Annotated in this window: 24 protein-coding genes; 17 read left to right on the forward strand and 7 right to left on the reverse strand. The window is 69.0% G+C overall.

What is annotated here, in order from left to right; genetic code table 11:
- The first annotated feature begins 77 nt into the window (after positions 1–77).
- Positions 78–791 (forward strand): GAF and ANTAR domain-containing protein, encoded by a 714-nt coding sequence (locus AB0I88_RS20370; protein ID WP_361026720.1) that lies wholly within the window; start codon positions 78–80, stop codon positions 789–791.
- Positions 792–1,003: 212 nt separating this feature from the next.
- Complete coding sequence (locus AB0I88_RS20375) at positions 1,004–1,447, forward strand: hemerythrin domain-containing protein (protein ID WP_361026437.1); 444 nt, start codon at positions 1,004–1,006, stop codon at positions 1,445–1,447.
- A 126-nt stretch (positions 1,448–1,573) separates the two neighbouring features.
- Here the strand turns inward: AB0I88_RS20375 and AB0I88_RS20380 are convergent, their stop codons facing one another.
- Complete coding sequence (locus AB0I88_RS20380; protein ID WP_361026440.1) at positions 1,574–2,392, reverse strand: SPFH domain-containing protein; 819 nt, start codon at positions 2,390–2,392, stop codon at positions 1,574–1,576.
- 368 nt (positions 2,393–2,760) lie between these two features.
- Between AB0I88_RS20380 and AB0I88_RS20385 the strand changes: the two genes are divergently transcribed.
- The 4 genes from AB0I88_RS20385 to AB0I88_RS20400 all read left to right on the forward strand — a co-directional run bounded on the left by AB0I88_RS20385 (position 2,761) and on the right by AB0I88_RS20400 (position 4,655).
- On the forward strand, positions 2,761–3,333 hold the full coding sequence (locus AB0I88_RS20385) for a universal stress protein (RefSeq protein ID WP_361026444.1): 573 nt from the start codon (positions 2,761–2,763) through the stop codon (positions 3,331–3,333).
- A 151-nt stretch (positions 3,334–3,484) separates the two neighbouring features.
- Positions 3,485–4,054: a hypothetical protein gene (locus tag AB0I88_RS20390; RefSeq protein ID WP_361026447.1), complete on the forward strand. Its 570-nt coding sequence runs from the start codon at positions 3,485–3,487 to the stop codon at positions 4,052–4,054.
- 26 nt (positions 4,055–4,080) lie between these two features.
- A complete protein-coding gene (locus AB0I88_RS20395) occupies positions 4,081–4,260 on the forward strand; it encodes a hypothetical protein (RefSeq protein WP_361026450.1) in 180 nt (59 codons plus the stop codon).
- 41 nt (positions 4,261–4,301) lie between these two features.
- Positions 4,302–4,655, forward strand: coding sequence for a hypothetical protein (locus tag AB0I88_RS20400; protein WP_361026453.1), 354 nt, complete (start codon positions 4,302–4,304; stop codon positions 4,653–4,655).
- A 132-nt stretch (positions 4,656–4,787) separates the two neighbouring features.
- Here AB0I88_RS20400 and AB0I88_RS20405 read toward each other — a convergent pair whose 3' ends face one another.
- From AB0I88_RS20405 to AB0I88_RS20420, 4 genes are all read right to left on the reverse strand, one after another.
- Complete coding sequence (locus AB0I88_RS20405) at positions 4,788–5,687, reverse strand: dihydrodipicolinate synthase family protein (protein WP_361026456.1); 900 nt, start codon at positions 5,685–5,687, stop codon at positions 4,788–4,790.
- A gap of 244 nt (positions 5,688–5,931) precedes the next feature.
- Positions 5,932–7,341, reverse strand: a complete 1,410-nt coding sequence (locus tag AB0I88_RS20410) for an aldehyde dehydrogenase family protein (protein ID WP_361026459.1) — start codon at positions 7,339–7,341, stop codon at positions 5,932–5,934.
- A gap of 432 nt (positions 7,342–7,773) precedes the next feature.
- On the reverse strand, positions 7,774–8,877 hold the full coding sequence (locus AB0I88_RS20415; RefSeq protein ID WP_361026462.1) for an alcohol dehydrogenase catalytic domain-containing protein: 1,104 nt from the start codon (positions 8,875–8,877) through the stop codon (positions 7,774–7,776).
- A 217-nt stretch (positions 8,878–9,094) separates the two neighbouring features.
- Entirely contained in the window at positions 9,095–10,891 is a 1,797-nt protein-coding gene (locus tag AB0I88_RS20420; protein ID WP_361026465.1) for a helix-turn-helix domain-containing protein, read from the reverse strand.
- 499 nt (positions 10,892–11,390) lie between these two features.
- Here AB0I88_RS20420 and AB0I88_RS20425 point away from each other — a divergent pair, with 499 nt between their 5' ends.
- From AB0I88_RS20425 to AB0I88_RS20475, 11 genes are all read left to right on the forward strand, one after another.
- Positions 11,391–12,842, forward strand: a complete 1,452-nt coding sequence (locus tag AB0I88_RS20425; protein WP_361026468.1) for a 4-hydroxyphenylacetate 3-hydroxylase family protein — start codon at positions 11,391–11,393, stop codon at positions 12,840–12,842.
- 17 nt (positions 12,843–12,859) lie between these two features.
- Positions 12,860–13,216, forward strand: coding sequence for a NifU family protein (locus tag AB0I88_RS20430; protein ID WP_361026471.1), 357 nt, complete (start codon positions 12,860–12,862; stop codon positions 13,214–13,216).
- 17 nt (positions 13,217–13,233) lie between these two features.
- Positions 13,234–14,562: an acetyl-CoA hydrolase/transferase C-terminal domain-containing protein gene (locus AB0I88_RS20435; protein WP_361026474.1), complete on the forward strand. Its 1,329-nt coding sequence runs from the start codon at positions 13,234–13,236 to the stop codon at positions 14,560–14,562.
- Positions 14,547–15,704 carry an acyl-CoA dehydrogenase gene (locus tag AB0I88_RS20440; protein WP_361026477.1) on the forward strand — a complete coding sequence of 386 codons (1,158 nt, stop codon included), beginning with the start codon at positions 14,547–14,549 and terminating at the stop codon, positions 15,702–15,704. Before AB0I88_RS20435 ends, AB0I88_RS20440 begins: the two co-directional genes overlap by 16 nt.
- Before the next feature lie 31 nt (positions 15,705–15,735).
- Positions 15,736–16,527 (forward strand): hypothetical protein, encoded by a 792-nt coding sequence (locus AB0I88_RS20445; RefSeq protein WP_361026480.1) that lies wholly within the window; start codon positions 15,736–15,738, stop codon positions 16,525–16,527.
- Between the two features lies 1 nt (position 16,528).
- Positions 16,529–17,437, forward strand: a complete 909-nt coding sequence (locus AB0I88_RS20450; protein WP_361026483.1) for an electron transfer flavoprotein subunit alpha/FixB family protein — start codon at positions 16,529–16,531, stop codon at positions 17,435–17,437.
- A complete protein-coding gene (locus tag AB0I88_RS20455) occupies positions 17,437–18,753 on the forward strand; it encodes an FAD-dependent oxidoreductase (RefSeq protein WP_361026486.1) in 1,317 nt (438 codons plus the stop codon). Before AB0I88_RS20450 ends, AB0I88_RS20455 begins: the two co-directional genes overlap by 1 nt.
- On the forward strand, positions 18,750–19,037 hold the full coding sequence (locus AB0I88_RS20460) for a 4Fe-4S dicluster domain-containing protein (protein WP_361026489.1): 288 nt from the start codon (positions 18,750–18,752) through the stop codon (positions 19,035–19,037). Before AB0I88_RS20455 ends, AB0I88_RS20460 begins: the two co-directional genes overlap by 4 nt.
- Before the next feature lie 726 nt (positions 19,038–19,763).
- On the forward strand, positions 19,764–20,915 hold the full coding sequence (locus tag AB0I88_RS20465) for a DegT/DnrJ/EryC1/StrS family aminotransferase (protein WP_361026491.1): 1,152 nt from the start codon (positions 19,764–19,766) through the stop codon (positions 20,913–20,915).
- A gap of 15 nt (positions 20,916–20,930) precedes the next feature.
- The gene (locus AB0I88_RS20470; protein ID WP_361026494.1) at positions 20,931–21,662 is read left to right on the forward strand and encodes a class I SAM-dependent methyltransferase; all 732 of its coding nucleotides are present in this window, start codon (positions 20,931–20,933) and stop codon (positions 21,660–21,662) included.
- Complete coding sequence (locus AB0I88_RS20475) at positions 21,659–22,891, forward strand: class I SAM-dependent methyltransferase (RefSeq protein WP_361026497.1); 1,233 nt, start codon at positions 21,659–21,661, stop codon at positions 22,889–22,891. The genes AB0I88_RS20470 and AB0I88_RS20475 overlap by 4 nt, the downstream gene beginning before the upstream one ends.
- A gap of 45 nt (positions 22,892–22,936) precedes the next feature.
- Here the strand turns inward: AB0I88_RS20475 and rfbC are convergent, their stop codons facing one another.
- Positions 22,937–23,557 (reverse strand): dTDP-4-dehydrorhamnose 3,5-epimerase, encoded by a 621-nt coding sequence (gene rfbC / locus AB0I88_RS20480; RefSeq protein WP_361026500.1) that lies wholly within the window; start codon positions 23,555–23,557, stop codon positions 22,937–22,939.
- The gene (locus AB0I88_RS20485; RefSeq protein WP_361026503.1) at positions 23,557–24,855 is read right to left on the reverse strand and encodes a nucleotide disphospho-sugar-binding domain-containing protein; all 1,299 of its coding nucleotides are present in this window, start codon (positions 24,853–24,855) and stop codon (positions 23,557–23,559) included. Before AB0I88_RS20485 ends, rfbC begins: the two co-directional genes overlap by 1 nt.
- Between the last annotated feature and the right edge of the window lie 5 nt (positions 24,856–24,860).

Consider the following 24,860-nt stretch of genomic DNA (forward strand, 5'->3'; position numbering starts at 1 on the left):
CGTCCGCAGCCAACGACAACAACGCTGGGGCCGACCCCGACTCAAGGCCGCCTGAACCTCAGACCCGGCAAACGTTCATGGACAACGCACTAGCGTCGATCTTTGTCGAGGTCGCCGACACCCTTGTCGAAGAGTTCGACCTGATCGACTTCCTGCACATGCTCACCGACCGGACCGCGGACCTGGTCGGCGCGGCCGCCGTCGGGCTGATGCTCGCCGACGGCCGCGGCAACCTCGAGTTCATGGCCGGGTCGAACGAGAACGTCAAGCTGCTGGAACTGTTCCAACTGCAGACCAGGGAAGGCCCGTGCCTCGAGGCCTACCGCACCGGGCAGGCGGTCATCAACGTCGACCTGAGCACCGCCACCGCCCGGTGGCCCCGGTTCGCGCCGCGCGCGACCGACTCCGGGTTCCAGTCCGTGCACGCCTTTCCCCTGCGGCTGCGCAGCCAGGTCATCGGGGCGTTGAACGTGTTCGGCGACACCAAAGGCGGCGACTTCAGCGGCGCGGACGTACCGATTGTGCAGTCCCTCGCGGATGTGGCTGCCATCGCACTGCTGCAAGAACGTGCTCTTCGTCGCGGCGAAGCACTGACCGAACAACTTCAGGGCGCGCTCAACAGCCGGATCATCATCGAACAGGCCAAAGGCGCCGTCGCCTACGCCCAAGCAATCACCGTCGACCGGGCATTCACCCGGATCCGGAACTACGCCCGGAATCACAACCGCAAGCTGACCGAGGTCGCACAGGCCATCGTCAACGACCAGACCACCCCACCGGAGCTTGACTGACGCTTCGCTCTCTCAGCGGCCGGGCGGGAGGCCGACACGGCGCCGCGGCATTCGGTGCGGGAGGCGGAGTACCGTGGAGATGTCAACCACAACGCTCCGGACCTCGGCGTTTCATCGTTCTGATTCAAGATCCGGGGTTCGGTCATGAGGTTCTCGATCCACATCGCCTCGCACACCACCACCCATCCGTGTGATGCGGCCAGGTGGTTCTGATGGGCTACTCCGACGTCATCGACCTCCTGTTGGAGCAGCACAACGAGATCCGCCGGCTGTGCGCCGGCGTCGAACGCTCTCAGGGAACGCAAAGAGAGCGGCAGTTCGCGGAGCTTGCCGAGCTGGTTCACCTGCACGAGCGCGGCGCACGGGTGGTAGTCCATCCCGCCACCCGCAACGGCACCGCCACCGGGAACATGGTCGGTGTGGCTCGCCTGCTGGAGGGAGCCGCCATCGAACGGGCCCTCACGGCACTGCACGACCTCGGCACCCGCCACCTTGATTTCGAGAACGGGTTCGCAGCACTGCACCGCGCGATCCTGGAACACGCCACGCGGGAGGAACTGGACGAGTTCCCGATCCTGCGCGTCCAGGTGCCGGTCCAGCGGTTGCACATGATGGCCGGTGAGCTGCACGACGTCCAGGTCATGGATGCCGCCTGACCGCACGGACTCCTGTGGGCCGCCGGGCCCCCTCGCCCGGCGGCCCACAGGACTCCTCTACTCGGGAAAAGCTGGTTTCTCGCCTCGCCGTCACCGATCACGGACGCCACGTGGGAGATGCCGCCGTCAGGAGGTCGGCGTCATCGGTACGCCGTTGATCAGCGGCATACCGGGCGGCGTGGCTGCCGCGGCACTCTCCCGGGCGAGGAACGAGCCGAGCTCACCGATGGTGCTCATCAGCGGGGCCGGGAACACGACGGTGCTGTTCTTGTCGACACCCAGCTCGACGAGGGTTTGCAGGTTGCGCAACTGCAGGGCGAGCGGGTGGGCCATCATGATGTCGGCGGCGGTGCCCAGTGCGTCGGCGGCCAGCGCCTCACCCTCAGCGGCGATGATCTTCGCGCGCTTCTCCCGCTCGGCCTCGGCCTGCCGCGCCATCGCCCGTTTCATGCTCTCCGGGAGCTGAATGTCCTTCAGCTCGACCAGGGTGACCTGGACGCCCCAGTCCTCGGTGGCGATGTCCAGGATCGTCTTGATGTCGACGTTGATCCGGTCGGTCTCGGACAGGGTCTCGTCGAGGGTGTGCTGGCCGACGACCTTGCGCAGGGTGGTCTGGGCGATCTGGTTGATCGCCGTTCCGACATGCTCGATCGCCACGACTGACTTCTCGGCGTCGACGATCCGGTAGTAGGCGACCGCGGAGACGTCGACGCTGACGTTGTCGCGGGTGATGATGCCCTGCGACTGGATCGGCATGGTGACGATCCGCAGGCTCACCCGGTTCAGCACGTCCACGAACGGGATGATCACGGTGAGGCCGGCTTTCCGGACGGCGATGACCTTGCCGAGCCGGAACAGCACGCCCTGCTCGTACTGCTTGACGACCTTCACAGCGAGAAACGCCATGGCGAACAGGACGATGAGGGCGATCCACAGGTACCACATGGTGGGGATCCTGACTTCGGCCGTAGCCGGATACTCGTGCCCGAGAACAATCTGCGTGAGGAACGCAGCCGATCGCTGCGGAGGCGAGAAACGCCGAACACGCACAGCAGCCAACTACCTGGCCACCGGGGTCTCGGGCGACACCTCGACACTACCCCTGTTCACGACACCCGGCAGTGGAGCCGCGCCCAGATTCGGCAGGCGCGGCAAAGAGAGCGTACGGTCGAAGTGCCGCCCAAGACCCCAGTGGCCGCCGAGACCCACCGTCGCTGAGCTGGAGACTCTACCGAGCGGCCGCGGAGGCCGCGGCCGGAGCACGGCCGGCCGCCCTGAGCAGGTGGCGCCGCTCTCCGCTCGTTTCCGCCGACGTGCTGAACGCGCGACGGAACATGGGCCATGGAGATCCGGAGGAACCCGTATACGCCTTCGGTAACCCCGCAAGGCGTACACCACCTCGCCCGCGCACTACACCGCTGAAGGGAATGGACATGGCAGACCACGCTGTCGAGAACACCCACCGCATCGTCGTCGGAGTCGACGGTTCGCCGGGTTCGAAGAACGCACTGAAGTGGGCCATGAATCAGGCACGGCTGACAGGCGCGACCGTCGAAGCGATCACCAGCTGGCAGGATCCCGCCAAACACGGAACGGCCTTCGGCTGGACTTCCGCGGCGTTCGAAGGTGACACGTACGCCATCACGATGGTCAGGGTTCTCGACGACACCATCGCCGAGGTCGCCGCTCAGACGTCGCATCCCGGCAAGGTGCTCGCCCAAGTCGTCGAAGGTCACCCGGTCGAGGCGCTGGTGCGTGCGGCCACCGGAGCGGATCTGCTGGTGGTGGGCAGTCGCGGGCACGGCACGTTCGCGGGCATCATGCTCGGTTCGGTCAGCCAGCAATGCGTTCAGCACGCACCGTGCCCGGTCCTCGTCGTCCGGTGAACGGATGACCGGTGAACGGATGACCGGTGAACGGATGAGCAGCATCCGGCGGCGCTGCGGGGTGAGTCGCACAGCACGACGGCCGCTGTGCCCAGTTTCATGGCCCTACTACTGTCCTGGGTGACATCCGCTGAGCTCCCGGGGAGACGACATGCTCGCCGAGCACCTTCGCGACGCCGCGGTGACCACGGCGGTGTTCGGCTTCTTCGCCGCAGCCTGGTTCGGCTGGGCTCAGGAGGCTCCACCGCCTGCCTGGCGCAAGCCGCTCATCGCCGGCACGGTCGTGTCCTACCTGGTGTTGATCGCGGGCGGGCTGCTGGCATGGCGGTACTGGCATGACGGGAGCGTGTTCGATGCCCCCACCAGCCGCGCATTCGGCATCATCGTGGGCGTGGAGGTCGCAGCCGCCGCGCTCGGAGCCGTGGCGCTCACGGTACGGCGCCACCGAGAGCTGATCCCGGTCTGGATCGCGTTCGTGGTCGGCGTCCACCTGTTCCCGGTCGCGTCACTGATCGCGTACCCGGCCGTCCACGTGGTTGCCGCGCTGGTCACCTTCGCCACCGTGGTCTCCGTCCCGGTGGCCCGGTCCCGTTCGATCACCCCGAGCGCCGTCGTGGGCACAGCCACGGGCGCCGTGTTGCTCGCCGGCGCCTTCTTCTCCCTAGCCGTGGCAGCGCTCGGCCATCCCGGCTCCCTATGGGCAACCGGGATGCCGGCGTAGCCGAGGATCCGCCAAGGCTGTTTACGATGGTGTTGAGTGACGGCGTGTTCCGGACCGATCTGCCGGTGACGTGGTTGGTCAACGCGGTGCAGTACATCCTGCACGGCGCCGCGGAGGAAATCCGTCTGGGCCGTCTCGATCCGGCGGAGGCGCCCGGTGTCGTGACCGCCACGGTGCAGTCGATCCTGGCCGTTCCGGCACGCTAGGCGGACCGGTGAGGAAGCCTCCGGGGCTCAGCATTCCGAACGTGCTGAGCCCCGAAGGCCTCTTGCTGTGCGCGGTCTCCATCCTCATGCAGATCGCTGGGGGCGCCGACTACCCCACCGTCCCGCCGGGTGCGGTGATCACCGCGGCTGCCGGTCTCATCGTGCTCTTCGTGTCGAGCCGTTACATCGTCATCCTCGGCCTGCTCGTCGCCGCGTTCATCACGTTCGGCGCGTTCGCGGCACCGGACACCGCCGAGCATCTCGCCGAGCCCGGCGAGTTCCTCGTGTTCCTCGGTTCCGTGGTGCAGATCGCCGCGCTCGCCGTTGCCGTCATCGGCGGCCTGGTGGCCACGGTGCGGGCCTTCCGCCGCAGCCCGGCCGTGACCCCGCGGTAATCGACCGGCCAGGTCCTTGCCGCTTTTACCGCGCAGACGGACCGCTTCGGAGGCTGAGGTCAACGTCGGCCAGCAGCAGGCCGACGATCTCCGACAGCCGGGCCCCGGTATTGGCGTACGTCCAGCCCGAGTTCATCCGGTCAGGCCGAGCCGTTCGATGACCTCCACGACCTCGGCCCGGGCGGCTGCGGACAGGCCGCGGATCGGCCGGGGCAGGGCCGGCGCGGTGACCAGGCCCAGGTACTCGGCGACGGCCGCGACCACCCGCAGGCTGCCGCCGTGCTCGGCGAACAGGTTCCACAACGGCTGGAGCCGTGCCGACTCGGCCGTCGCCGTGGCGCTGTCGCCGGCCTGCGCGGCGCGGGTGATCGTCAGCGCCGGCTGCGGGAGGGTGCCGCCGACGACCGAGTACCAGGCGTCGCAGCCGGCGACCAGTCCTCCGGCGCCGTACGCGTCGCCGGAGACCCCGAGGGTGACGTGCGCGGGAAGCAGATCGCGCAGCCGGGCGACGTGGGCCCTCGCCGCGGCCGGGTCGGCAGGCACACCGGGGATCTTGATCGAGGCCACGTTCGGCAGTGCGGCGACGGCCTGGTAGAGCTGGTCGGTGAAGGTGAAGTGGGTGGTTCCCGGGTTGTCGTACACGGCCAGTGGCACGGACAGCTCCCGGGTCACGTCCTCGTACAGGCCGAAGACGTCATCGGCGGTCAGCGCCTGGTACGACACCGGCGCGAGCAGCACGGCCGACACACCGGCCTTCTGCGCGTCCTCGGCCAGGGCGAGGACGTCACGGGTACGGGTCGCGCCGATGCTGACCATGACCGGGACACCGGCGGCGTGTGCCACGGCGAGGCGTGTCAACCGGGCGCGTTCCTCCGGGCGCAGGTAGGCGTACGAGCCGGTCGATCCGAGCGGTGCGATCGAGTCGGCCCCGGCCGCGACGAGGCGATCCACCAGCGCGGTGAAGGCTTTCTCGTCGACCGTTCCGTCTGCGGCGAAGGGGGTGAGGGGGAAGGCGCTGAGGCCGGTCAGCATGATCGGTTTCCTTCGGTGAGGGTGTGCGGCTCGGCGGCCGTCGCGTTCGCCCGGACCTGGCCTGCCCCTGATCGGCGACAGGCTGCCGGGACGGCGGGAAGCACACGAAGGGGCCTGTGCGGACTCGACGTCCGCACAGGCCCCTTCGTCACCAAAGGTGAGAGGCTTCATCCGGGTCAGGACGGTACCTTCCGCACCCCAGGGAGGGGTGGGCAGGCCTACCGGCCGGGATCAGCCCTGGGGATCATTCCGCCCAGATCGCCTCGTCGGTCGGGATCGGGCCCTCATTGCGCAACCCGATCTGGGACACGTTGATCAGGTGCGTGAAGTTGAGGTTCTCCGAGATGCTGTTGTTGCCCCAGGAGCCACAGCCGAGCGTCGTCGTGGGCGAGAAACCGTTCATGAGGTTTCCGCCGGCGCCCGTCGACGACGGCTGGTTGACGACCACGCGGCTCACCGGCAGCACCTCGCCCACCCGGCGGATGTTCTCGTCGTTCGCGGAGTGGATCGCGGCGGTGTGCCCCTTCCCCTCGTAGAAGAGGTTGCTGCGGGCGATCGACATCGCTTCGTCGAACGTGTCGTAGGGAATGGCGACCATGACGGGGCACATCTTCTCTTTGCAGAGAACGTCCTCCCTGCCGACACCCCGCGCCTTGAGCAGGATGATCTTCGTGTCCTGCGGAACCTCCACGCCCGCCATCGCGGCGATCTGCTGAACGCTCTGGCCGACGACGTCCCTGCTGATCGCTCCGCCGTCCGGGAAGATCGTGTCCGCGAACTTCTGGACCTGCTCCGGGTCCTCGATGTAGAAGGCGCCGTTCTTCTCGAAGGCCCTGATGATCTGGTCGAAATCGTCCTTCGGCGCGATCAGGCTCTGCTCGCCCGAGCAGATGATGCCGTTGTCGAACATGCGACCGGCGATGATGTCCGCCGCGGCCCGGTCGTAGTCGATCCCGCGGTCGACGATCACCGGGACGTTCCCCGGGCCGACACCGAACGCGGGCTTGCCACTGGCGTAGGCCGCCTTGACCATGGCGGCCCCGCCGGTCGCGACCACGACGTCAGCGTTCTGCATGACCTGCTTGGTGATGTCCAGAGACGGGCGTTCCACGGTCTGGATGAGGTCCTCGGGCAGGCCGAGCTTCTTGAGCTCCGCCCGGAAGAGGTCGATCACGTACTTGTTGACCTTCGCCGCGCGCGGGTGCGGCGTGATGATGATCGCGTTCTTGCCCTTCAGCGCGAACATGGAGTTGCACAGGGGCGTGACGACAGGGTTCGTCACCGGGGTGACGGCACCGACGACACCCTTCGGCTTGGCGACCTTGATGATGCCGGCAGCCTCATCCACCTCGATGATGCCGACCGACTTCTTGCCCTTCAGGCTGTTCCAGATCGTCTTCGACTTGCCCTTGCACTTGGCGACCTTGTCCGTGTAGACGCCCATCCCGGATTCGTCCACGGCCATCTGCGCCAATTCCTCGGCGCGGTTGTAAACGACTTGACCGAGTGCTCGAACGGCGGCATCCACCAACGCCTGGTCCGCTGTCTCCTCGAACTCTTTCTGGGCCGCGCGGGCCTTTTCGAACATCTGGCTCATCGACACCTGGCCGGTGGCTTCGGAGTCAGAAGTTGGCGCCAATGACAGCACGGACATGTTTGTTCCTTCGCGAGATCAGGCAAGGAACGTCCGCGGTCGGGGTCACCGAGAAGTGACTCATGACCAGGTTCCTTGCTCGAGGATGTTGAAGTCGGCAGGCGTGCCGGATCAGCACCTCACGGGGCGCATCACAGTGGTTGCACCGTGTGGATTCCCACCACGTTTCCTGCTCGAGTCGGGGCCCGGACCTCAGCGTCTCGAGCGCCCGTTTGATTCACCGGGCACGCACGAAATCATACGCCTCACGAGAACGTGTGGATTACTGTCGATCGTCAGGACGAGTCCGGGCCGATGGCCCTGGATTCATTGTTCACCGACCGCGGAGCAGGAACACATCGCTCCGCGGCCAGTGACGCAATAGACAAAACACGGCTGCGGATACTAATCGTCAGGTATGGCGGCCTGTCACACAGTTCACCGGTGTGACGTTCAAGACAGATCGATGATCTGCCGCAGAGCGTGGCCCTGCGCCAGAGCGTCCATCCCCTCGTTGATCTGGTCGAGCGTGATGTGACTGGAGATCAGGGCCTCCACCGGAAGCTTGCCGTCCAGCCACATCTGGGCGTAGACCGGGATGTCCCGGGCGGGAATGGCGGAGCCCAGGTAGCTCCCGATGATCGTTCTGGCTTCGGCGGTCATCACCGCGGCCGAGATGGCGGACTTCGCCTCCGGGTGCGGCAGCCCGACGGTCACGGTGCGCCCGCCCGGAGCGGTGATCGCGAACGCCGTCTCCAGCGCGCGGGGGTGACCGGCGGCCTCGATGACCACCGGCACCCTGATCCCGGCGGCGATGGCCTCTTCCGGAGTGTAGGTGGCCTGCACGCCGAGTTCCCTGGCCTTCTCAAGCTTGTCCGGCAGGGCGTCGACCCCGATCACCCGGCCACGGCCGAGCGCGACGGCGGTGATCACTGCCGCCATGCCCACCCCACCCAGGCCGACCACGGCGACGTCCTCGCCCTGGTCGGGCTTCCCGGCGTTCATCACCGCTCCGCCGCCGGTGAGAACCGCGCAGCCCAGGACGGCGGCGATGTGCGGGGGCACCTTCTCGGACACCGGCACGACCGAACGTTCGTCGACGACGGCGTGGGTCGCGAAACCGGAGACGCCGAGGTGATGCAGGACGAATCCACCTTCCCGGTGGATCCGGATGCCACCGGACAGCAACGTCCCGGTGGCGTTGGCGGCGCTGCCGGGGACACAGGGCAGCCGGCCGTTGGTCAGGCATCCGGAACACTTGCCGCAACGCGGGAGGAAGGCCATGACGACCCGCTGTCCCACCTCGAGGTGGGTCTGGGAGCCGACCTGCTCCACGATGCCCGCCGACTCGTGCCCCAGAAGCATGGGAGCCGGCCGGGGCCGGGCACCGTTCACCACCGACAGGTCGGAATGGCAGATGCCTGCCGACTCGATACGGACCAGCACCTCGGTGGGCCCCGGCGGATCGAGTTCCATCTCCGAGATGGTGATCGGGCGGCTGGTGGCATACGGTGCCGGCCGGCCGATCTCCTCGAGTACGGCTCCTCTGATCCTCATTGCTGTCCTCGCTTTCGCGCTTGCTCGTCGGCTCGCACGATCGTCATTGGTGGCGGCGCCATAATCATCGTCTGCGAAACCCGGAGTAGGACGGGTCGTTGGTCACGGCCCCCTCCTGCCACCCGGCCCGCCATCACGTTGCAGCAGCGCACGCGAGGTGCTGCCGTGGTTCGACGGGCTGAAGCGTCTCGGACTGCCCGGCCCGAAGCCCGCCGTGTCAGCCGGACGTCGAGTGCGCCCGTTGGCGCAACCGCCACAGTCGTAACGCGAACTGGGTGTCCACCATCGATGCCGTCCGCCGCCACCCGCTGCCCAACAGCTTGTCGATCCGGGCCACACGCTGCTTGAGCGTGTTCGGATGAACGTGCAGCGCCTCCGCGGCGGAGGCGAGTCGCCCCTGGTGTTCCAGGTAGTGCCAGGCGGTCTCGGTCAGAAGGGTGCCACGCCGCTGATCGTAATCGAGAAGGGGACCGACGAAACGCCCGATCACGTGGTCGGCAACCGCGGGGTCGGCGCCGCTCAGCAGCAGGCCGGCGACGCCGAGGGAGGTCACGTCGTGCACCTGCACCACCTGCGCCGAGCCGAGGGCCAGCGCCGCCCGGGCCACGTCGACGGACTCCTGGTGGACCGGCCTCAGGCAGCCGGGGACCACCCCCTCCGATCGTGCGATCCCGATGGCGGCGCGGACATCCGACCGCACCAGCACCTCCCGCACGGTTTCACCCAGCGCCCACCCGTCGCTGCTCGCGATCAGGGCACAGACATGTCCCGCGTGAGGCGAGACGATCGCTCGCCTGTCGCGCAGGGCATTCCTCACCAGCCCGGGGTCCCAGGACACGCCGCCGTCAGCGGTGAGGATGCACAGGGAGGTGACCACTGTGCGCTGGCCGATGCCGTGCTCGGCCAGCCGCTGCATCAGGCCGACCGGGCGCCGATCGGGATCCGACATCAGCAGGTCCTCGATGAGCCGCGAATCGGCGCGCTGGTCGGCGTCGGCGAGTGTGCTCTCCACCAGCATCGCCGCACCGACGAAACTGGCGGCACGCCGCAGCAGTCCGGATTCCGCGCCGCCTGCGCCGGGCATCGCGAGCGTTCCGAGGTGCCTGTTGCCCGCGGCGATGCCCATGACCGTGAACTGTTCGTCCCGCAGTCGCAGCGTGGCCGGCTCCGCGGCCGTCGACGACGCGTTGACGGCCCCGTTCACCTGCTGGTTCTCCTCGACGGTCGACCTGTCGGGCAGCACGGGCTCGCCCATCAGCAGGTCGCCGGCCGGGTTGTAGAGGCTGACCGGCCGATCCAGGATGCCGGCGAGGACCTCCAGGACGCCGCCGGGGTCCGTCGCGCTGACCAGCCCGCCCATCAAACTGTCGTCGAGGTCGAGCATGCGTTCCAACTCGCGGAGGCGGCTCGCGGTCGAGGCGTCTCGCGCACCGATCTCGTCCCGCAACTGTTCCACCTCGTTCGAACGCGCCACCTGGTCGATCACGATCGCCGCCTGAACCGCCAGCTGTTCCAGGGCGAAACGTCCCCGCTCCGGCAGCACGGCCCGGGCCCGATGCGCCACCAGCAGCGCCCCCACGATGCGCCCGCGGGTCTGGATGGGGACGCCGGTCACCGTTCTCACCCCCTCTCCGGCGACGATTCCATCGATCTCGGGGAAGTGGGCCAGGTCGGAATCGGTGAGGTAGTCGATGGTGTGGGCCGCCGACTTCCCTGCCGCGATCTTGCCGAGGACACCCGTGCCCAGGGGCATCCGGATCGCGCGGTACGCCTCGGTGCGGACGCCGTCGGTGGTGTGGATGAAGGTCTCGCCGCGGGCGAGGTCGTTCAGGCTGATGTACGCCATGTCGGAGCCGAGCAGCAAGCGGGCCCGCCGTACGACGCCCTGCAGGACGACGCGCCGGTCCCGGATGCTCACCAGATCTGCGCCGCAGTCCTGGATCACCTTGAGGATGGCCCCGGGAGAAGGCGATGCCAGCCGGATCGTCTCCGGGTTCTCGACGCCGCGGGCCACGAGGCACCTCCACTATGTGTTGATCGCAGACATCTTCTGATCTGAAGTGTGGCCGACATCGACCTGTTGATTCCCATCGGGGCGCAGCATGATCAAGAGAGCTGATCCGAGTGGGTCGGTCACCGGTGTCGACCGGTAAACAGATGCAGCAAGGAAGTGCGCGATGGCAGCCGTGCAGGATCACGTGCTCCCGCCAGCAAGATCATCATTGAGGTCGCCCTCGGCCACGACGCCGAGCATCTGAAGCGCTCCGGTTCGACCGGCGGCAGCTTCTCCGATCGACTTTCCGTGGTCTTCTACGACTTCGCCGGCGCTGGCCGAACGTTAAGACCGGCACAGGTAGTCCCTGCAGCCACGTCGTCCTGTCACGAGAACGACCTTTGATCGCGCGCGGCGGTTCCCCTGCCCGCCCGGAACAGCCCGGGAGGCGGGTGTTCCGCAGAGGCGGGTTCCCGGGCGGCACCCCGCGAACACGATCCATCGCAAAGGAGCCAACCTAATGCCACTCAAAACCGGCGAAGAGTACGTCGAGAGCATCCGCAGCCTCAACCTGAAGATCTACATGTTCGGTGAGCGCATCGAGAATCCGGTGGACCATCCCATCCTCCGTCCTTCGCTCAACTCTCTGAAGGCGACCTACGATCTCGCCCAGAACCCGGAGTACAGGGATCTCGCCACCACCAAGTCTCCCTTCACCGGCGAACGGGTCAACCGGTTCACTCACATCCACCAGAGCACCGAAGACCTCACCAACAAGATCCGGATGCAGCGGGTCCTCGGGCAGATGACCGCCTCCTGCTTCCAGCGGTGCGTCGGCATGGACGCCCTCAACGCGGTGTTCAGCACGACCTTCGACATCGACAAGGCCAAGGGCACCCCGTACCACGAGCGCTTCCTGACCTACCTGCGCTACCTGCAGGAGAACGATCTGGTCGCCGACGGTGCCATGACCGACCCCAAGGGCGACCGCGGACTTCCTCCCCACAAGCAGGCCGACCCGGACATGTTCGTCCACGTCGTGGAGCGGCGCGCGGACGGCATCGTCGTCCGTGGGGCGAAGGCACACCAGACCGGCGCGAGCAACTCCCACGAGATGATCGTGATGCCGACCCAGACGATGACCGAGGCGGACCGGGACTACGCCGTCGCCTTCGCTGTCCCGATGGACGCCGAAGGCGTCTTCATGATCGTGGGACGCCAGTCCTGCGACACCCGTAAGCTGGAGGACGGCACGCTCGACACCGGCAACCCCCGGTTCGGCGGCATGGAAGCCTTGATCGTCTTCGACGACGTGTTCGTGCCCAACGACCGGATCTTCATGGACGGCGAGGTCGAGTTCTCCGGCGATCTGGTCGAGCGTTTCGCCGGCTATCACCGCCAGAGCTACGGCGGCTGCAAGACCGGTGTCGCCGACGTCCTCATCGGTGCCGCAGCGCTCGCCGCCGACTACAGCGGCGTGGCCCGGGCATCCCACGTGAAGGACAAGCTGATCGAGATGGTCCACCTGAACGAGACTCTGTGGGCCTGTGGGCTCGCGTGCTCGTTCGAGGGCAAGGCGACCGCGAGCGGCAACTACCTGGTCGACCTCATGCTCGCCAACGTGTGCAAGCAGAACGTGACCCGGTTCCCGTACGAGATCGTGCGCCTCGCCTCCGACATCGCCGGCGGCCTGATGGTCACGGCTCCGTCGGAGACCGACCTGAACCACCCCGAGCTCGGACCGATCGTCAAGAAGTACTTCCAGGGCGTTGCCGGAGTGCCGACCGAGGACCGGTTCAAGGTGCTGCGCTTCATCGAGAACATGAGCCTCGGCACCGGTGGGGTTGCGTACCTGACCGAGTCGCTGCACGGCGCCGGTTCCCCCCAGGCCCAGCGGATCATGATCGGCCGGCAGGCCGACCTCGGAGCCAAGAAGAACCTGGCCAAGTCCGTCGTCGGCATCGATTACTGAGCGCCGGGGAGCCCATGATGAACAGCCACCTTCTCGATGAGGTCGAGCAGGTCCTCGATGCCCGGGTCCGACCGACGATCCACGCCCACGGGGGCTACGTGGAAGTCGACCGCCTCACCGAGGACGGTGTGCTCCACATCCGGTTGCTGGGCGCCTGTGCGGGGTGCCCGGGAACCGACTACTCAATGAAATACCTGGTCAGTGAAGAAGTGGTCGGAGCGGTCGAGGGTGTCACCGAGGTCCGGCTGGTCCAGAGCGTCAGCGACGACCTCATCTTCCAGGCGCTGCGGTTGATGCGCGGAGCCGCTGATCGTAACGCCACCCGGTCCGCCCCCTGGTCCGCCGACCGGCGGCCCGCATCCGTTCAGAGCTGAGCAGGAGAGAAACACCAATGGATTGGCAAAGCCTGTACCGGGCGAGGCTGACCACCGCCGCCGAGGCTGTCACCCGGATCAAGCCGGGCGACCGTGTCGTGCTCGGTCACGCGGCCGGATCCCCCGAGGTGCTCGTCGAGGCGATGGTCGCCAACGCCGCGGCCTATCGCGACGTGGAGATCGTGCACCTGCTCCCGATGGGTCCGACCGCCTACTGCGAGCCGCGGTACGCCGCGAACTTCCGCCACAACGCCCTGTTCGCCGGCGGCCCCACGCGCACGGCGATCGAAGAGGGCCGGGCTGACTTCACGCCGGTGTTCTTCCACCAGACCCCGCGACTGCTGCGGACCTCGCTGCCTGTCGACGTGGCCATGGTCCAGGTCAGCCCGCCGGACGAACACGGCTACTGCAGCCTGGGAGTCTCGGTCGACTACACCAAACCCGCCGCCGAGGCCGCCCGGCTGGTCATCGCGCAGGTCAACCCCAACATGCCGCGTACGCACGGCGACAGCTTCCTGCACGTCAGCCGCCTCGACGTCGTGGTGGAGACCGATGTGAAGCTGATCGAGCTGCCCCGGCCGCCGATCGGTCCGGTCGAGGCCGCCATCGGGCGCAACTGTGCCGAGCTGGTGCATGACGGCGACACCCTCCAGCTCGGCATCGGCGCGATCCCGGACGCGGTCCTGGCCCAGCTCGGAGGCAAGAAGGACCTCGGCATCCACTCCGAGATGCTCTCCGACGGCATCGTCGACCTGATCGAGGCCGGCGTGGTGACGAACGCCCGCAAGTCGATCAACGTCGGCCGCTGTGTGGTCACCTTCCTGATGGGTTCACAGCGCCTCTACGACTTCGTCGACGACAACCCGCTGATCCAGGCGGCACCCGTCGACTACGTCAACGACCCCCGAGTGATCGCCCAGAACGACAACATGGTCGCGATCAACTCCTGCATCCAGGTCGACCTGTCCGGACAGGTCGTCGCCGGTTCGGTCGGCCCGCGGCAGATCAGCGGGATCGGCGGCCAGGCCGACTTCGTCCGGGGTGCCACGCTGAGCCGGGGCGGCCGGGTGATCATGGCGATCCCGTCGACCGCGCGCGGCGGCAAGGCCTCGAAGATCGTGCCTTTCATCGAACCGGGGGCAGCGGTGAGCACGATGCGCTGTGACACCGACTACGTCGTCACCGAGTTCGGTATCGCCCAGCTCTGGGGCCAGACCCTCAAGGAGCGGGCGCGCCGGCTAATCGCGATCGCCCACCCCACTTTCCGGGAAGACCTCGCCGCGGAGTTCCAGCGGCGTTTTGCAAGCCCACTGTCCGCAGAGGAGAACTCGTGCGTTTCGAGCTGACCGAAGAGCAACAGCTCATCCGGGACTCGGTGAAGGAATTCGTCCAGTCGGAGATCGCCCCCCTGGCCGCTGAGATCGACCGCGACCACAGGCCGCCGCTCGAGACCATCCCGAAGCTGGCTGAACTCGGCTTGCTGGGCATGTTCGTGCCCACCGAGTACTCGGGTGCGGGCCTCGACGCCCTCAGCTACGTGATCGCTGTGGAGGAGATCGCGAAGGCGTGCGCCACGACAGCGGTGATGGTCGAGGCTCACAACAGCCTGGCGATCTGGCCCATCCTCCACTACGGCACCGAGGAGCAGAAGCAGGCCTACCTGCCCGGGATGGCGACCGGCGAGACGATGGGAGCGTTCGGGCTCACCGAGCCCGGGGCCGGAACCGACGCGGCAGCGCAGTCGAGCACGGCCGTCCCCACCGAGGACGGCTACCTGCTCAACGGGCAGAAGGTGTTCATCACCGGCGCCGGCTACGCCAAGGTCTTCGTGGTCTTCGCGCGTACCTCCAACGAGGGGCCCGCCCACAAGGGGATCAGCGCCTTCATCGTCGACCGCGACCTGCCCGGCTTCGACATCGGGGAAGGGGAGCGCAAGCTCGGCATCCGCGCCTCCAGCACGCCGCCCCTGATGTTCTCCGACGTCCGCCTGCCGAAGTCGGCACTGCTCGGCAAGGAGGGCCAGGGCTTCGAGATCGCGATGCGCACCCTCGACGGCGGTCGCACCGGGATCGCGGCGCAGGCGCTCGGCATCGCCGAGGGCGCACTGGCCGCCGCGACCGACTACGCGCAGCAGCGGGTGCAGTTCGGTCGCCCCATCAGCTCCATGCAGGCGATCCAGTGGATGCTGGCCGACATGGCCACCGAGATCGAGGCCGGCCGGTTGCTGGTCTACCAAGCGGCCTGGCTGGAGAGCCAGGGTCTCCCCCACGCCACCGCCGGGGCGATGGCGAAGCTCTTCTGCGCGGAGATGGCCTCCCGGGTCGCCGGCAAGGCGATCCAGGTGCATGGCGGCAACGGATACACCGAGGCGTACCCGGTGGAACGGTTCTACCGCGACGCCAAGATCACAGAAATCTACGAGGGTACCAACGAGGTACAGCGCATCCTGATCGCGAAGAGCCTGCTGAAGAGCACGCGCCGCGCCTGAGGCACCAAACGGAACGAGCAGGAGTAGTCAGTTGAGGATTGCAGTGGCCTACAAGTGGGCCGGAGATCCGCAGGAAGCGAACGTCGGCCCCGACGGGGTCGTGGACATGAGCCGGGCGAAGCCGGTGGTCAGCGACTACGACGCGGTGGCCATCGCGGTCGGACGGCAGCTGGCCGACAGCAACGGAGCCGAGCTCATCGGCCTGTCGGTCGGCGATCCCGCTGCGGCGGCGTCGATGGCGACCAAGACCGCATTGGCGCGAGGCCTCGATCGAGTGGTGGTCGTCACCGGTGCGGGACTGACGTCAGCCGGCGCCACCCGCACGGCGTCCGTCCTCGCCGAGGCCGTACGCAGGATCGGCGGGGTGGACCTGATCCTCACCGGCGACTCGTCGATCGACGCCGGAGCGAAACTCGTCCCCGCGATGCTGGGCGGCATCCTCGGTTGGCCGACGCTGACCGACGCCGACAAGGTCAGCATCAGCCAGGAGACGGTGACCCTGACCCGGGTCGTCGGCGATCAGGAGGAACAGCTCGCCGCCGGCCTGCCCGCCGTACTGGCTGTGTCCACCGACGCGGCCGCGGTGAAGGCCCCCGGCATGAAGGACGTCCTGGCAGCGGGGAAGAAGCCGGTCGAGGTGATCGCCGTGACCGATCTCGCCGACGCCCACGCCGGTGAGGGCGCGGTCCGCAGCGCCCGGCCGCTGGACCCTCCCGCACGTCGCCGGGTCCGCATCGACGCCACCGACCCCGCCGAGGCCGCGCGCACACTGCTCGAGTCACTGCGCGCCGACGGCGTCCTGGCTCTCCGGAAAGGGGAATGACATGCCCACTTACCTGATCGTTCCCCCCACCGGAGGCGTGGACCGGCTACTCGGTATCGCGGCTCCACTCGACGGCCCGGTCGTGGCACTGGTCGTGGGTGACACGGCCCGTGCGGAGAGCGTCGCGCACAGCGGCGTCGACGAGGTGCGCTGGATCGAGGCAGCGCCACAGGTTCCGGCCGAGGCGTACGCCGCGGCCGTGGCCGGCATCGTCACCTCGGCGCCCGGCGTCCTGCTCGCGGGGCGCGACCCGGCGTCGCGGGTCCTACTCGGCGCGGCTGCCGGCGCCATCGGCGCGCCGGTCCTGGTCGGTGTCGACGAGGTCTCCACCGAAGCCGGGACGGTGGTCGTCCAGCACGGCGTCTACGGCGGAATCGCCCAGCGCACGACCGTGTTCGACGGCCCCGTCGCGCTGATGATCGACGCCGGTGGCGTGACGGCCCAGGCCGGTGCGGCACCGATCACAGCGGTCGAGGCCACCCCCCAGAGCATCACCCTGGTCTCTGCGCGGTCCACCGGAGGCGGGGCGGTCGACCTGCCCGCGGCGCGCCGGGTGCTCGGTGTCGGTCGTGGCGTCAAGGCGCAGGCCGACCTCGCCCTGGCACAGGATCTCGCCACTGCCCTCGACGCTGAGCTGGGCTGCACCAGGCCACTCGCCGAGGGGCTGGAGTGGCTGCCGAAGAACCGCTACATCGGCATCTCCGGCGCGCACATCCAGCCCGACCTGTACCTGGCCGTCGGAGTGTCGGGACAGCTGCAGCACATGGCTGGGGTCCGGGCCTCGGGAACGATCGTCGCGATCAACTCCGATCCGTCCGCCCCGGTCATGGACGACGCGGATTACCAGGTCGTCGGCGACCTCTACAAGGTCCTGCCGGCACTCGTCGCCGAACTCGCAGGAAACGCGTGATGGGAACCACCCCAGTAGAGCCGGACTTCGACGTCATCGTGGTCGGTGGCGGTATCGCCGGATGCGTCACCGCCTATCTGCTCGCCCAGAGTGGCCACTCGGTCGCGCTCCTCGAACGCGGCGAACAGGTGGGCTCGAAGAACCTGTCCGGCGGCGTCTTCTACGCCAAGGTGATGGAGCAGGTCTTCCCCGACTTCCTCACCACCGCACCGGTCGAGCGCCGGATCGACCGCAACCAGCTCGTCTTCGTGAACGACGAGTCCTGGGTCGGAGTCGACTACACCGACTCCCGGCTGAGCAACACCGGCACAGCCGTGACCGTGCTGCGCGGTCGCCTCGACGCGTGGCTCGGCGAACAGTGCGAGCAGGCCGGTGTCATGGTCATGCCCGGCATCCGCGTCGACGAACTGCTCCGCGAGGGCTCCGCGGCCGATCCGCGCATCGTCGGCGTACGGGCCGGCGAGGACGAGTTGCGGGCTCGCGTGGTGGTGGCGGCCGACGGGGTGAACTCGTTCCTCGCCCGCGGGGCCGGTCTGCGCACGGCTCCCCCGCTGCACCACCTGGCGGTCGGCGTGAAGGGGCACATCACCCTCCCGCGGCGAAGCATCGAGGAGCGGTTCGGCTTGACCGGCGACCGGGGCGCGGCCCTGGCCCTGGTCGGCTCTGTCACCAAGGGTGTCGGTGGCGGCGCGTTCCTGTACACCAACACCGAATCGATCTCGCTCGGCGTGGTGCTGCGGCTGGACGACCTGACGGAGAAGGGGCTGTCCTCGGCGGAGATCTTCGACGACTTCCTCGCCCACCCGTTGATCGCCGGGTACGTCGAGGGTGGCCAGCTGTCCGAGTACGGATGCCACCTGGTGGCCGAGGGCGGGCTCGCCATGCGCGGGCGAGTGACCTGGGACGGCCTGCTGATCGTCGGGGAAGCCGCCGGCATGACCATCAACAACGGACTCACCGTCCGGGGGATGGATCTGGCGGCGCAGTCCGCGATCAGTGCAGCGGGCGCGATCACGGCCGCGCTCGCGGCCGACGACACGTCCTCCGCGGGCCTGGCCGGCTACGAAACGTCCCTGGACGCCTCGTTCGCCGGCGCGGATCTCAAGACCTACGCGAAGGCCCCGGCCTTCATGGAGAACCCTCGGCTCTACAAGGACTACGGCCCGCTCCTGGCCGACGTGATGCACGGCGTCTTCGGGCTGGACGCGACGCCCCGTCGCAGCCTCCTCACGGTGGCCCGCCACGCACTGAAAGGATCTCCGGTGACCTTGAAGAACCTTGCTCTCGACGCATGGGGAGCGGTGAGGGCGCTGTGAAACTGCCGTCCCTGCCCGAGCGGCTCGCCGTGAACCGGTTCGTCACGGACGACGAGTCGTGCCACATCGTCGTCGACCAGGAGATCGCCCGGTCCACCGGCACCGTCCAGCGCCTGATCTCCTGCTGTCCCGCGGGCGTCTACTCCGTGGGCGCGGACGGAAGCCTCGAAGTGGAGCATGCGGCCTGCCTGGAATGCGGCACCTGTGCCGCCGTCGCGGCGCCCGGAGCGCTGCGCTGGGAGTACCCCCGTGGCGGGTTCGGAGTCCAGTTCCGCGACGGCTGATCCGTCTATCGAACAGTGAACGGGCAGATGGCGGCCCCGGCGGTGGTCACGATGCAGACCTCCGCCGGGGCCGCCGCCGTTGCCCCACGGTGTCCCGGACCGGGAGGACCCCATCAGGGCCCGCCCGGGTTTCCACAGCCGCCCAGGACTTGGCCCCGCGAGTGCGGCCGGCCCCGGTGCGGCTGCACCTGACGGCGGACGAAGGCGTACGGGTCGACACGGCGAACCGCCAGTCGCTGCGGGCTCGCCGGACCCCGCACACCATCCCTGAACGCGATGACGGCCCGCCCGCTTGTGACCATCACGCTGCCTGGATCGGTGGCGTTCAGCCGCCGGACCTCGGCGCACTCGGGCGGTCCCAGCCGCGAGGCGCCGGCAGCCGTCCCGCTTCCGATGCCACCTCGGTGCCGGTCCAGCGTTCCCGGAACACCCGGTCGTGCGAGACCCACCACCACTGGCCCGCCGGCGCCGGGTCGCGCGTAGTAACGCATGAGGGTGGCCGGGTCAACAGATGCGTCCGACGTCCGGTCGTCGCGACGACCCGCCCGGCATCCGCGTTCTCCGAGGTTGCGGACCTGCCCGCGACGTCTTGAAGGGCCCTCTCGCCGCTGCCTACGGTGACCGAGTCATCCACCGCTGACACCGATCCACGATCGCGGTGTCGCCGGAACGACGGCCACCGCGCTGTTCCCCCGCCGCATGCCCTCGCGAGCAGATGAGAGTGACATGGCCACGACGATCAACGTGATGCAGCCCGAACTCGGTGAGGCGGAGCTGGCCGCGGTCCGCGAGGTCTTCGAGAGCCGCTGGATCGGCCGGGGCCCCCGAACAGCCCGGTTCGAGCGGATGTTCGCCGAGCACCTCGGCGCGGACCCCGGGCAGGTGACCTCGACGAGCACCTGCACCGAGGCGACCTTCATCGCCGTGCAGCTGCTCGGCCTCGGCCCCGGCGACGAGGTGGTGATGCCCACCGTCCACTTCGTCGGCGCCGCCAACGCCGTCGCCGCCAGCGGCGCCCGGCCGGTCTTCTGCGACGTCGACCCGCACACCCTCAACCCGAGCGCCGAGGACGTCGCCGCCTGCCTCACCCCGGCCACCCGGGCCGTCCTGGTACTGCACTACGCCGGCCACCCGGGCGACATCGCGGCCATCGCCGACCTGTGCCGGCGCCGCGGCCTCCCGCTCATTGAGGACGCGGCGAACGCTGTCGCCTCCCGGGTGGACGGGCAGGCATGCGGCACCTTCGGTGACATCGGTGTGTGGAGCTTCGACCACGGCAAGATCGCGGTCTCCGTGGACGGCGGAATGCTCTGGGCCCGCGACCCGGCACTCGCCGAACGCGCCGCCCGGCTGGCGTTCCTGGGCATGGAGCAGCGCAGCGGCTTCGACCAGGCGATGCGCGTCGCGACCCGATGGTGGGACTTCGACGTCAGCTCGTTCTCGCGGCGCGCGGTGCTCAACGACGTGCTGGCCGCGATCGGGTGCGTGCAGCTGGAGCGGCTCGGCGCGTTCGTCCGGCGGCGCCGCGAGGTGGCCGCCCGCTACGACGCCGCGCTGGCGGAGGTGAAAGCGGTGCGGCTGCCGCCCCGCCCGCCGGCCGGGCACGAGCACTCGCACTTCCTCTACGCCGTCCAGATGGATCCGTCGGTGCGCGACCGGGTGGCCCGCGAACTCTACGAGAACGGGATCTACACGACGTTCCGCTACCCCCTGCTGCACGAGGTTGCCGCGTACGGGTCGGGGGTGCGCCTGCCACGGGCCGAGCACGCCGCCGCCGCGACGCTCTGCCTGCCGCAGCACCAAGGACTGTCCGACGCGGACGTGGATTCCGTGGCCGCCGCTCTGACCGACGCGCTGGCGACGGCGCCCGCGCTCTGAACCGGGAGGGAACCGATGCTGTACGGAGCCGATCACGCCGAGGTCTACGACCCGGTGTTCCGCAGCCGGGGCAAGGACTTCGCCGACGAGGCCGAGCAGCTCGTCACACTGATCCGCCACTGGTCGCCCGGCGCGCGGTCGTTGCTCGACGTCGCGTGCGGCACCGGCGCCCACCTGGCGACCCTCGAGGAGTTCTTCGACCCGGTGGCGGGCGTCGAGTACTCCCCCGACATGCTGGCCGTCGCCCGGCGCAGGCTGCCCGGCCGCTCGCTGCATGCCGGGGACATGCGCGACTTCGACCTCGGCAGGACCTTCGACGCGGTCACCTGCATGGGCAATTCGGTGGCGTGCATGGCCACCGAGGCGGAACTGCAGGCGGCGGTGGGCCGGATGGCGGCGCACCTGAATCCGGGCGGCGTGCTCGTCGTCGAGCCGTGGTGGTTCCCGGACAACTTCATCGACGGGCACGTGGGCGGCCACACCATGCACGAGGACGGCCGGGTCGTATCCCGGGTGACCCACTCCCGCGAGGTCGACGGCCGGACCCGCCACGAAGTCCGGTTCACCGTGGCCGACGGCAACGGGATCCGCGACTTCAGTGAGGTGCTCATGCAGACCCTGTTCACCCGGGAGCAGTACGCGGACGCGTTCCGCGGCGCCGGATGCACGGTCGAGCTGATCAACGGCTTCCAGCTCGCCACCGGGCGGCCGAACAGCCCCGGCCTGTTCATCGGCAGCCGGTCGTGACCGCCGCGCCGCAAGCCACCTGCCGGATCTGCGCCGGCCCGGTGCGCCCGTTCATCGACTTCGGGCGCCAGCCGGTCTCCGACACCTTCCCCCGGCCTGAGGAGGCCGGCAACGAGGTCTTCTTCCACCTGGCCGCCGGGGCGTGCCGGTCGTGCACGATGGTGCAGCTGGTCGAGGAGGTTCCGCGGGAGAAGATGTTCCACGCCGACTACCCGTACCGGTCGTCGATGTCGTCCTTCATGGTCAAGCACTTCCGGTCGCTGGCCCAGGACCTGCTGGGGACCGAGTTGACCGGGCCCGACCCGTTCCTGGTCGAGATCGGCAGCAACGACGGGACCATGCTCCGCGCGGTCGCCGAGGCGGGCGTGCGGCACCTCGGCGTCGATCCGGGCGTCACCGGCAACGCCGACGCCCGCACGGCCGGCGTCCGGGTGCGGACCGCGTACTTCGAGGAGGAGACCGCCCGGGCGATCGCCGCCGAGGAGGGCCGGGCCGACGTCATCTTCTCGGCCAACACGGTGAGCCACCTGGCCTACCTCGACTCGGTGCTGCGCGGCGTCGGCGCGTTGCTGACCGAGGACGGCGTGCTGATCCTCGAGGACCGCTACCTCGGTGACATCCTGCGCCGGACCGCCTTCGACCAGATCTACGACGAGCACTTCTACCTCTTCTGTGCACGGTCGGTGGCCACCCTCGGTGAGCGGTTCGGCCTCGAACTGGTCGACGTGCGGCACCTCGACGTGCACGGCGGCTCGATGCGCTACCACCTGGCGCGAGCCGGGCGGCGACGACGTTCCCCCGCCGTCGAGGAGCTGCTGGCCCAGGAGAGCGCCGCCGCGCTGACCGCGCCGGCCACGCTGGACGCGTTCACCGCCCGGGCGGACAGCGCCTGCACCGCGCTGGTGGAGCTGCTGCGGCGGTTGCGGGCGGAGGGCCGCCGGGTGGTCGGGTACGGCGCGACGTCGAAGAGTGCCACCGTCATCAACTACGGGGGCATCACGCGCGACCTCATCCCGTACGTCTGTGACTCGACACCGGTCAAGCAGGGACGCCTGCTCCCGGCGTCGCACATCCCGATCCTTCCGCCGTCGGCGTTCGGCGAGCCGTACCCGGACTACGCGGTGCTGTTCGCCTGGAACCACGCCGAGGAGATCATCGCCAAGGAGCGCGCGTTCCGCGCCGCCGGCGGCCGCTGGATCCTGTATGTGCCCGAGGTGCACGTCGTCTGACCCGCACGACACAGACCGCGGCCCGCCGATCGGCGGGCCGCGTTCTCAGTTCGTACGACGTGTGCCGAGGCCGGTGCGGCGTGCATCGAGATACGCCCGGCAGTCGTCGTAGCCCGGCAGCAACCCGGCCGCCTCGGCCGCGGCGAGACCGGGCGCTGCGGCGTCTTTGCCGGACAGTCGCGGCTCCGTGGTCGGCCACGGGATGCCGAGCGAAGGGTCGAGCGGGTCGACGCCGTGCTCGTGCCCGGGGCGGTACTCCGCCGAGCACAGGTACATCATGGTGGCGCCCTCGGTCAGCGCGCAGAACGCGTGCCCCAGGCCCTCGGCCAGGTAGACGGCGCGCCGGTCCTCGTCGTCCAGGCGCACCGCCTCCCACCGGCCGAAGGTGGGCGAGCCCACCCGCAGGTCCACCGCCACGTCGAGCACCGCGCCCGCCACGCAGGTCACCAGCTTCGCCTGGCCCGGTGGCACATCCGCGAAGTGGATCCCGCGCACCACGCCGCGGGCCGAGGTGGACAGGTTCGCCTGGACGAGTTCGACCGGGTGACCCAGCAACCGGGCGAACTCGTCGCGGCGGTAGCACTCCAGCAGCATCCCGCGCGCGTCGCGGTGCTGCACCGGGGTGATCTCCAGGGCACCACCGACAGCCAACGGCCGGATCCTCATCACGCGCAGCGGGGTCGCATCTGTGCGGTCAGCCGCTCCAGCACCGGAACGACGTCGACCGGGCTGGGCATGGCCAGCAGATCCTCGTACACCCGGTCCGCGCCCTGCCGGAAGGACGGATCGGTGAGCACCAGCTCGAGCTGCTTGCGCATCGCGTCGGGCGAGCCGGCGATGTCCAGCGTGAGGCCGGCGCCCCGCCCGGTCACGTACGCCGCGGTGGACGGCGCCACCGGGTACTTCATCGAGACCGGCGCTTCCATGTCGGTGATCAGCTGCGGAACCCGGTGATTCGCCGCCGACGCGAACGTGCCGACACCGCCGTGGTGCACCAGCGCCGAGCACGTCGGCAGCAGCTGGTTGAGCGGCAGGTAGTCGACGGTCCGCACATTGGCCGGCAGGCTGTCCAGATCGGCCAGCTGCGCCGCGTTCAGGGTCGCGACCACCTCGATGTCGAGCGTGGACACGGCCTCCATCAGACCGGGTATGTAGTCCCAGCCGCCCTCGATGAACTCCCGCTGCGACAGGCCCAGAGACAGGGCCACCCGCGGCCGTTGCGGCTGCTCGAGCAGCCACTCCGGCAGGACCGTCTGGGTCGGCGTGAACACCATCCGCACCGGCACCCGGCGGGTCGTGGTGGGCAGGCCGAACCCGTCCGGCAGCGTGTCGATCGAGAACTGGCCGACGAGCAGTTCGGGGGTCAGTTCCACGCCGTACCGGTCGGCCACCGGCCGCAGCGCCTCGGCCAGCGGGTGGTCGAGCACGTCCACGGCGGCGGACGCGGCGTACCGGTCGACGGTCCAGGCGAAGTAGTCCTGGCTGTAGAGAAGCCGGGCGTGCGCCGCGCCGGAGGCGGCCGCCGCGACCGCGGCGGCCGGCCAGCACGGGTCCCAGATCACCAGGTCGGGCTGCCACCGGCGGGTGAAGTCCACCAGGTCGTCGACGCCCGGGCGCGGGTGCTCCGGCGGCGTGCCGGGCGGCAGGAAGTCCCAGATCCCGGGCAGCAGGAAATGCCGGAAGATCTCCCACGGGTCGCTCTGCGCCGGATCCAGGGCCAGCAGCCCGGTGGCGCCCTCCAGCTTCGGAAGCTCGGCCTCCGGGTACGGTGCCCCCGGCCCTTTGGCCGGCTGCGCCTGGTCCCCCACCGCCACCGCGGGCAGGCCCAGGGACGTGATGGTCGCCGCCATCGAGTGGTGGGATCCGACACGCACCTCGTGCCCGGCGCTCTGCAGCGCCCACGCGAGCGGGATCGACGGGTGGAGGTGCGCCGATCCGGGCCAGACGACGAACAGGACTCGCATGACAT

It is taken from the genome of Actinoplanes sp. NPDC049802 (genome assembly GCF_040656595.1).
GTDB lineage: Bacteria > Actinomycetota > Actinomycetes > Mycobacteriales > Micromonosporaceae > Actinoplanes.

What these genes read in the sequence shown, in the direction of transcription:
- AB0I88_RS20435 (WP_361026474.1), top strand. Translation starts at nt 13,234, where the DNA reads ATGGATTGGCAAAGCCTGTACCGGGCGAGGCTGACCACCGCCGCCGAG.
- AB0I88_RS20425 (WP_361026468.1), top strand. Translation starts at nt 11,391, where the DNA reads ATGCCACTCAAAACCGGCGAAGAGTACGTCGAGAGCATCCGCAGCCTC.
- AB0I88_RS20450 (WP_361026483.1), top strand. Translation starts at nt 16,529, where the DNA reads ATGCCCACTTACCTGATCGTTCCCCCCACCGGAGGCGTGGACCGGCTA.
- AB0I88_RS20390 (WP_361026447.1), top strand. Translation starts at nt 3,485, where the DNA reads ATGCTCGCCGAGCACCTTCGCGACGCCGCGGTGACCACGGCGGTGTTC.
- AB0I88_RS20485 (WP_361026503.1), bottom strand. Translation starts at nt 24,855, where the DNA reads ATGCGAGTCCTGTTCGTCGTCTGGCCCGGATCGGCGCACCTCCACCCG.
- AB0I88_RS20430 (WP_361026471.1), top strand. Translation starts at nt 12,860, where the DNA reads ATGAACAGCCACCTTCTCGATGAGGTCGAGCAGGTCCTCGATGCCCGG.
- AB0I88_RS20405 (WP_361026456.1), bottom strand. Translation starts at nt 5,687, where the DNA reads ATGCTGACCGGCCTCAGCGCCTTCCCCCTCACCCCCTTCGCCGCAGAC.
- AB0I88_RS20395 (WP_361026450.1), top strand. Translation starts at nt 4,081, where the DNA reads ATGGTGTTGAGTGACGGCGTGTTCCGGACCGATCTGCCGGTGACGTGG.
- AB0I88_RS20455 (WP_361026486.1), top strand. Translation starts at nt 17,437, where the DNA reads ATGGGAACCACCCCAGTAGAGCCGGACTTCGACGTCATCGTGGTCGGT.
- AB0I88_RS20465 (WP_361026491.1), top strand. Translation starts at nt 19,764, where the DNA reads ATGGCCACGACGATCAACGTGATGCAGCCCGAACTCGGTGAGGCGGAG.
- rfbC (WP_361026500.1), bottom strand. Translation starts at nt 23,557, where the DNA reads ATGAGGATCCGGCCGTTGGCTGTCGGTGGTGCCCTGGAGATCACCCCG.
- AB0I88_RS20380 (WP_361026440.1), bottom strand. Translation starts at nt 2,392, where the DNA reads ATGTGGTACCTGTGGATCGCCCTCATCGTCCTGTTCGCCATGGCGTTT.
- AB0I88_RS20370 (WP_361026720.1), top strand. Translation starts at nt 78, where the DNA reads ATGGACAACGCACTAGCGTCGATCTTTGTCGAGGTCGCCGACACCCTT.
- AB0I88_RS20415 (WP_361026462.1), bottom strand. Translation starts at nt 8,877, where the DNA reads ATGAGGATCAGAGGAGCCGTACTCGAGGAGATCGGCCGGCCGGCACCG.
- AB0I88_RS20375 (WP_361026437.1), top strand. Translation starts at nt 1,004, where the DNA reads ATGGGCTACTCCGACGTCATCGACCTCCTGTTGGAGCAGCACAACGAG.
- AB0I88_RS20470 (WP_361026494.1), top strand. Translation starts at nt 20,931, where the DNA reads ATGCTGTACGGAGCCGATCACGCCGAGGTCTACGACCCGGTGTTCCGC.
- AB0I88_RS20410 (WP_361026459.1), bottom strand. Translation starts at nt 7,341, where the DNA reads ATGTCCGTGCTGTCATTGGCGCCAACTTCTGACTCCGAAGCCACCGGC.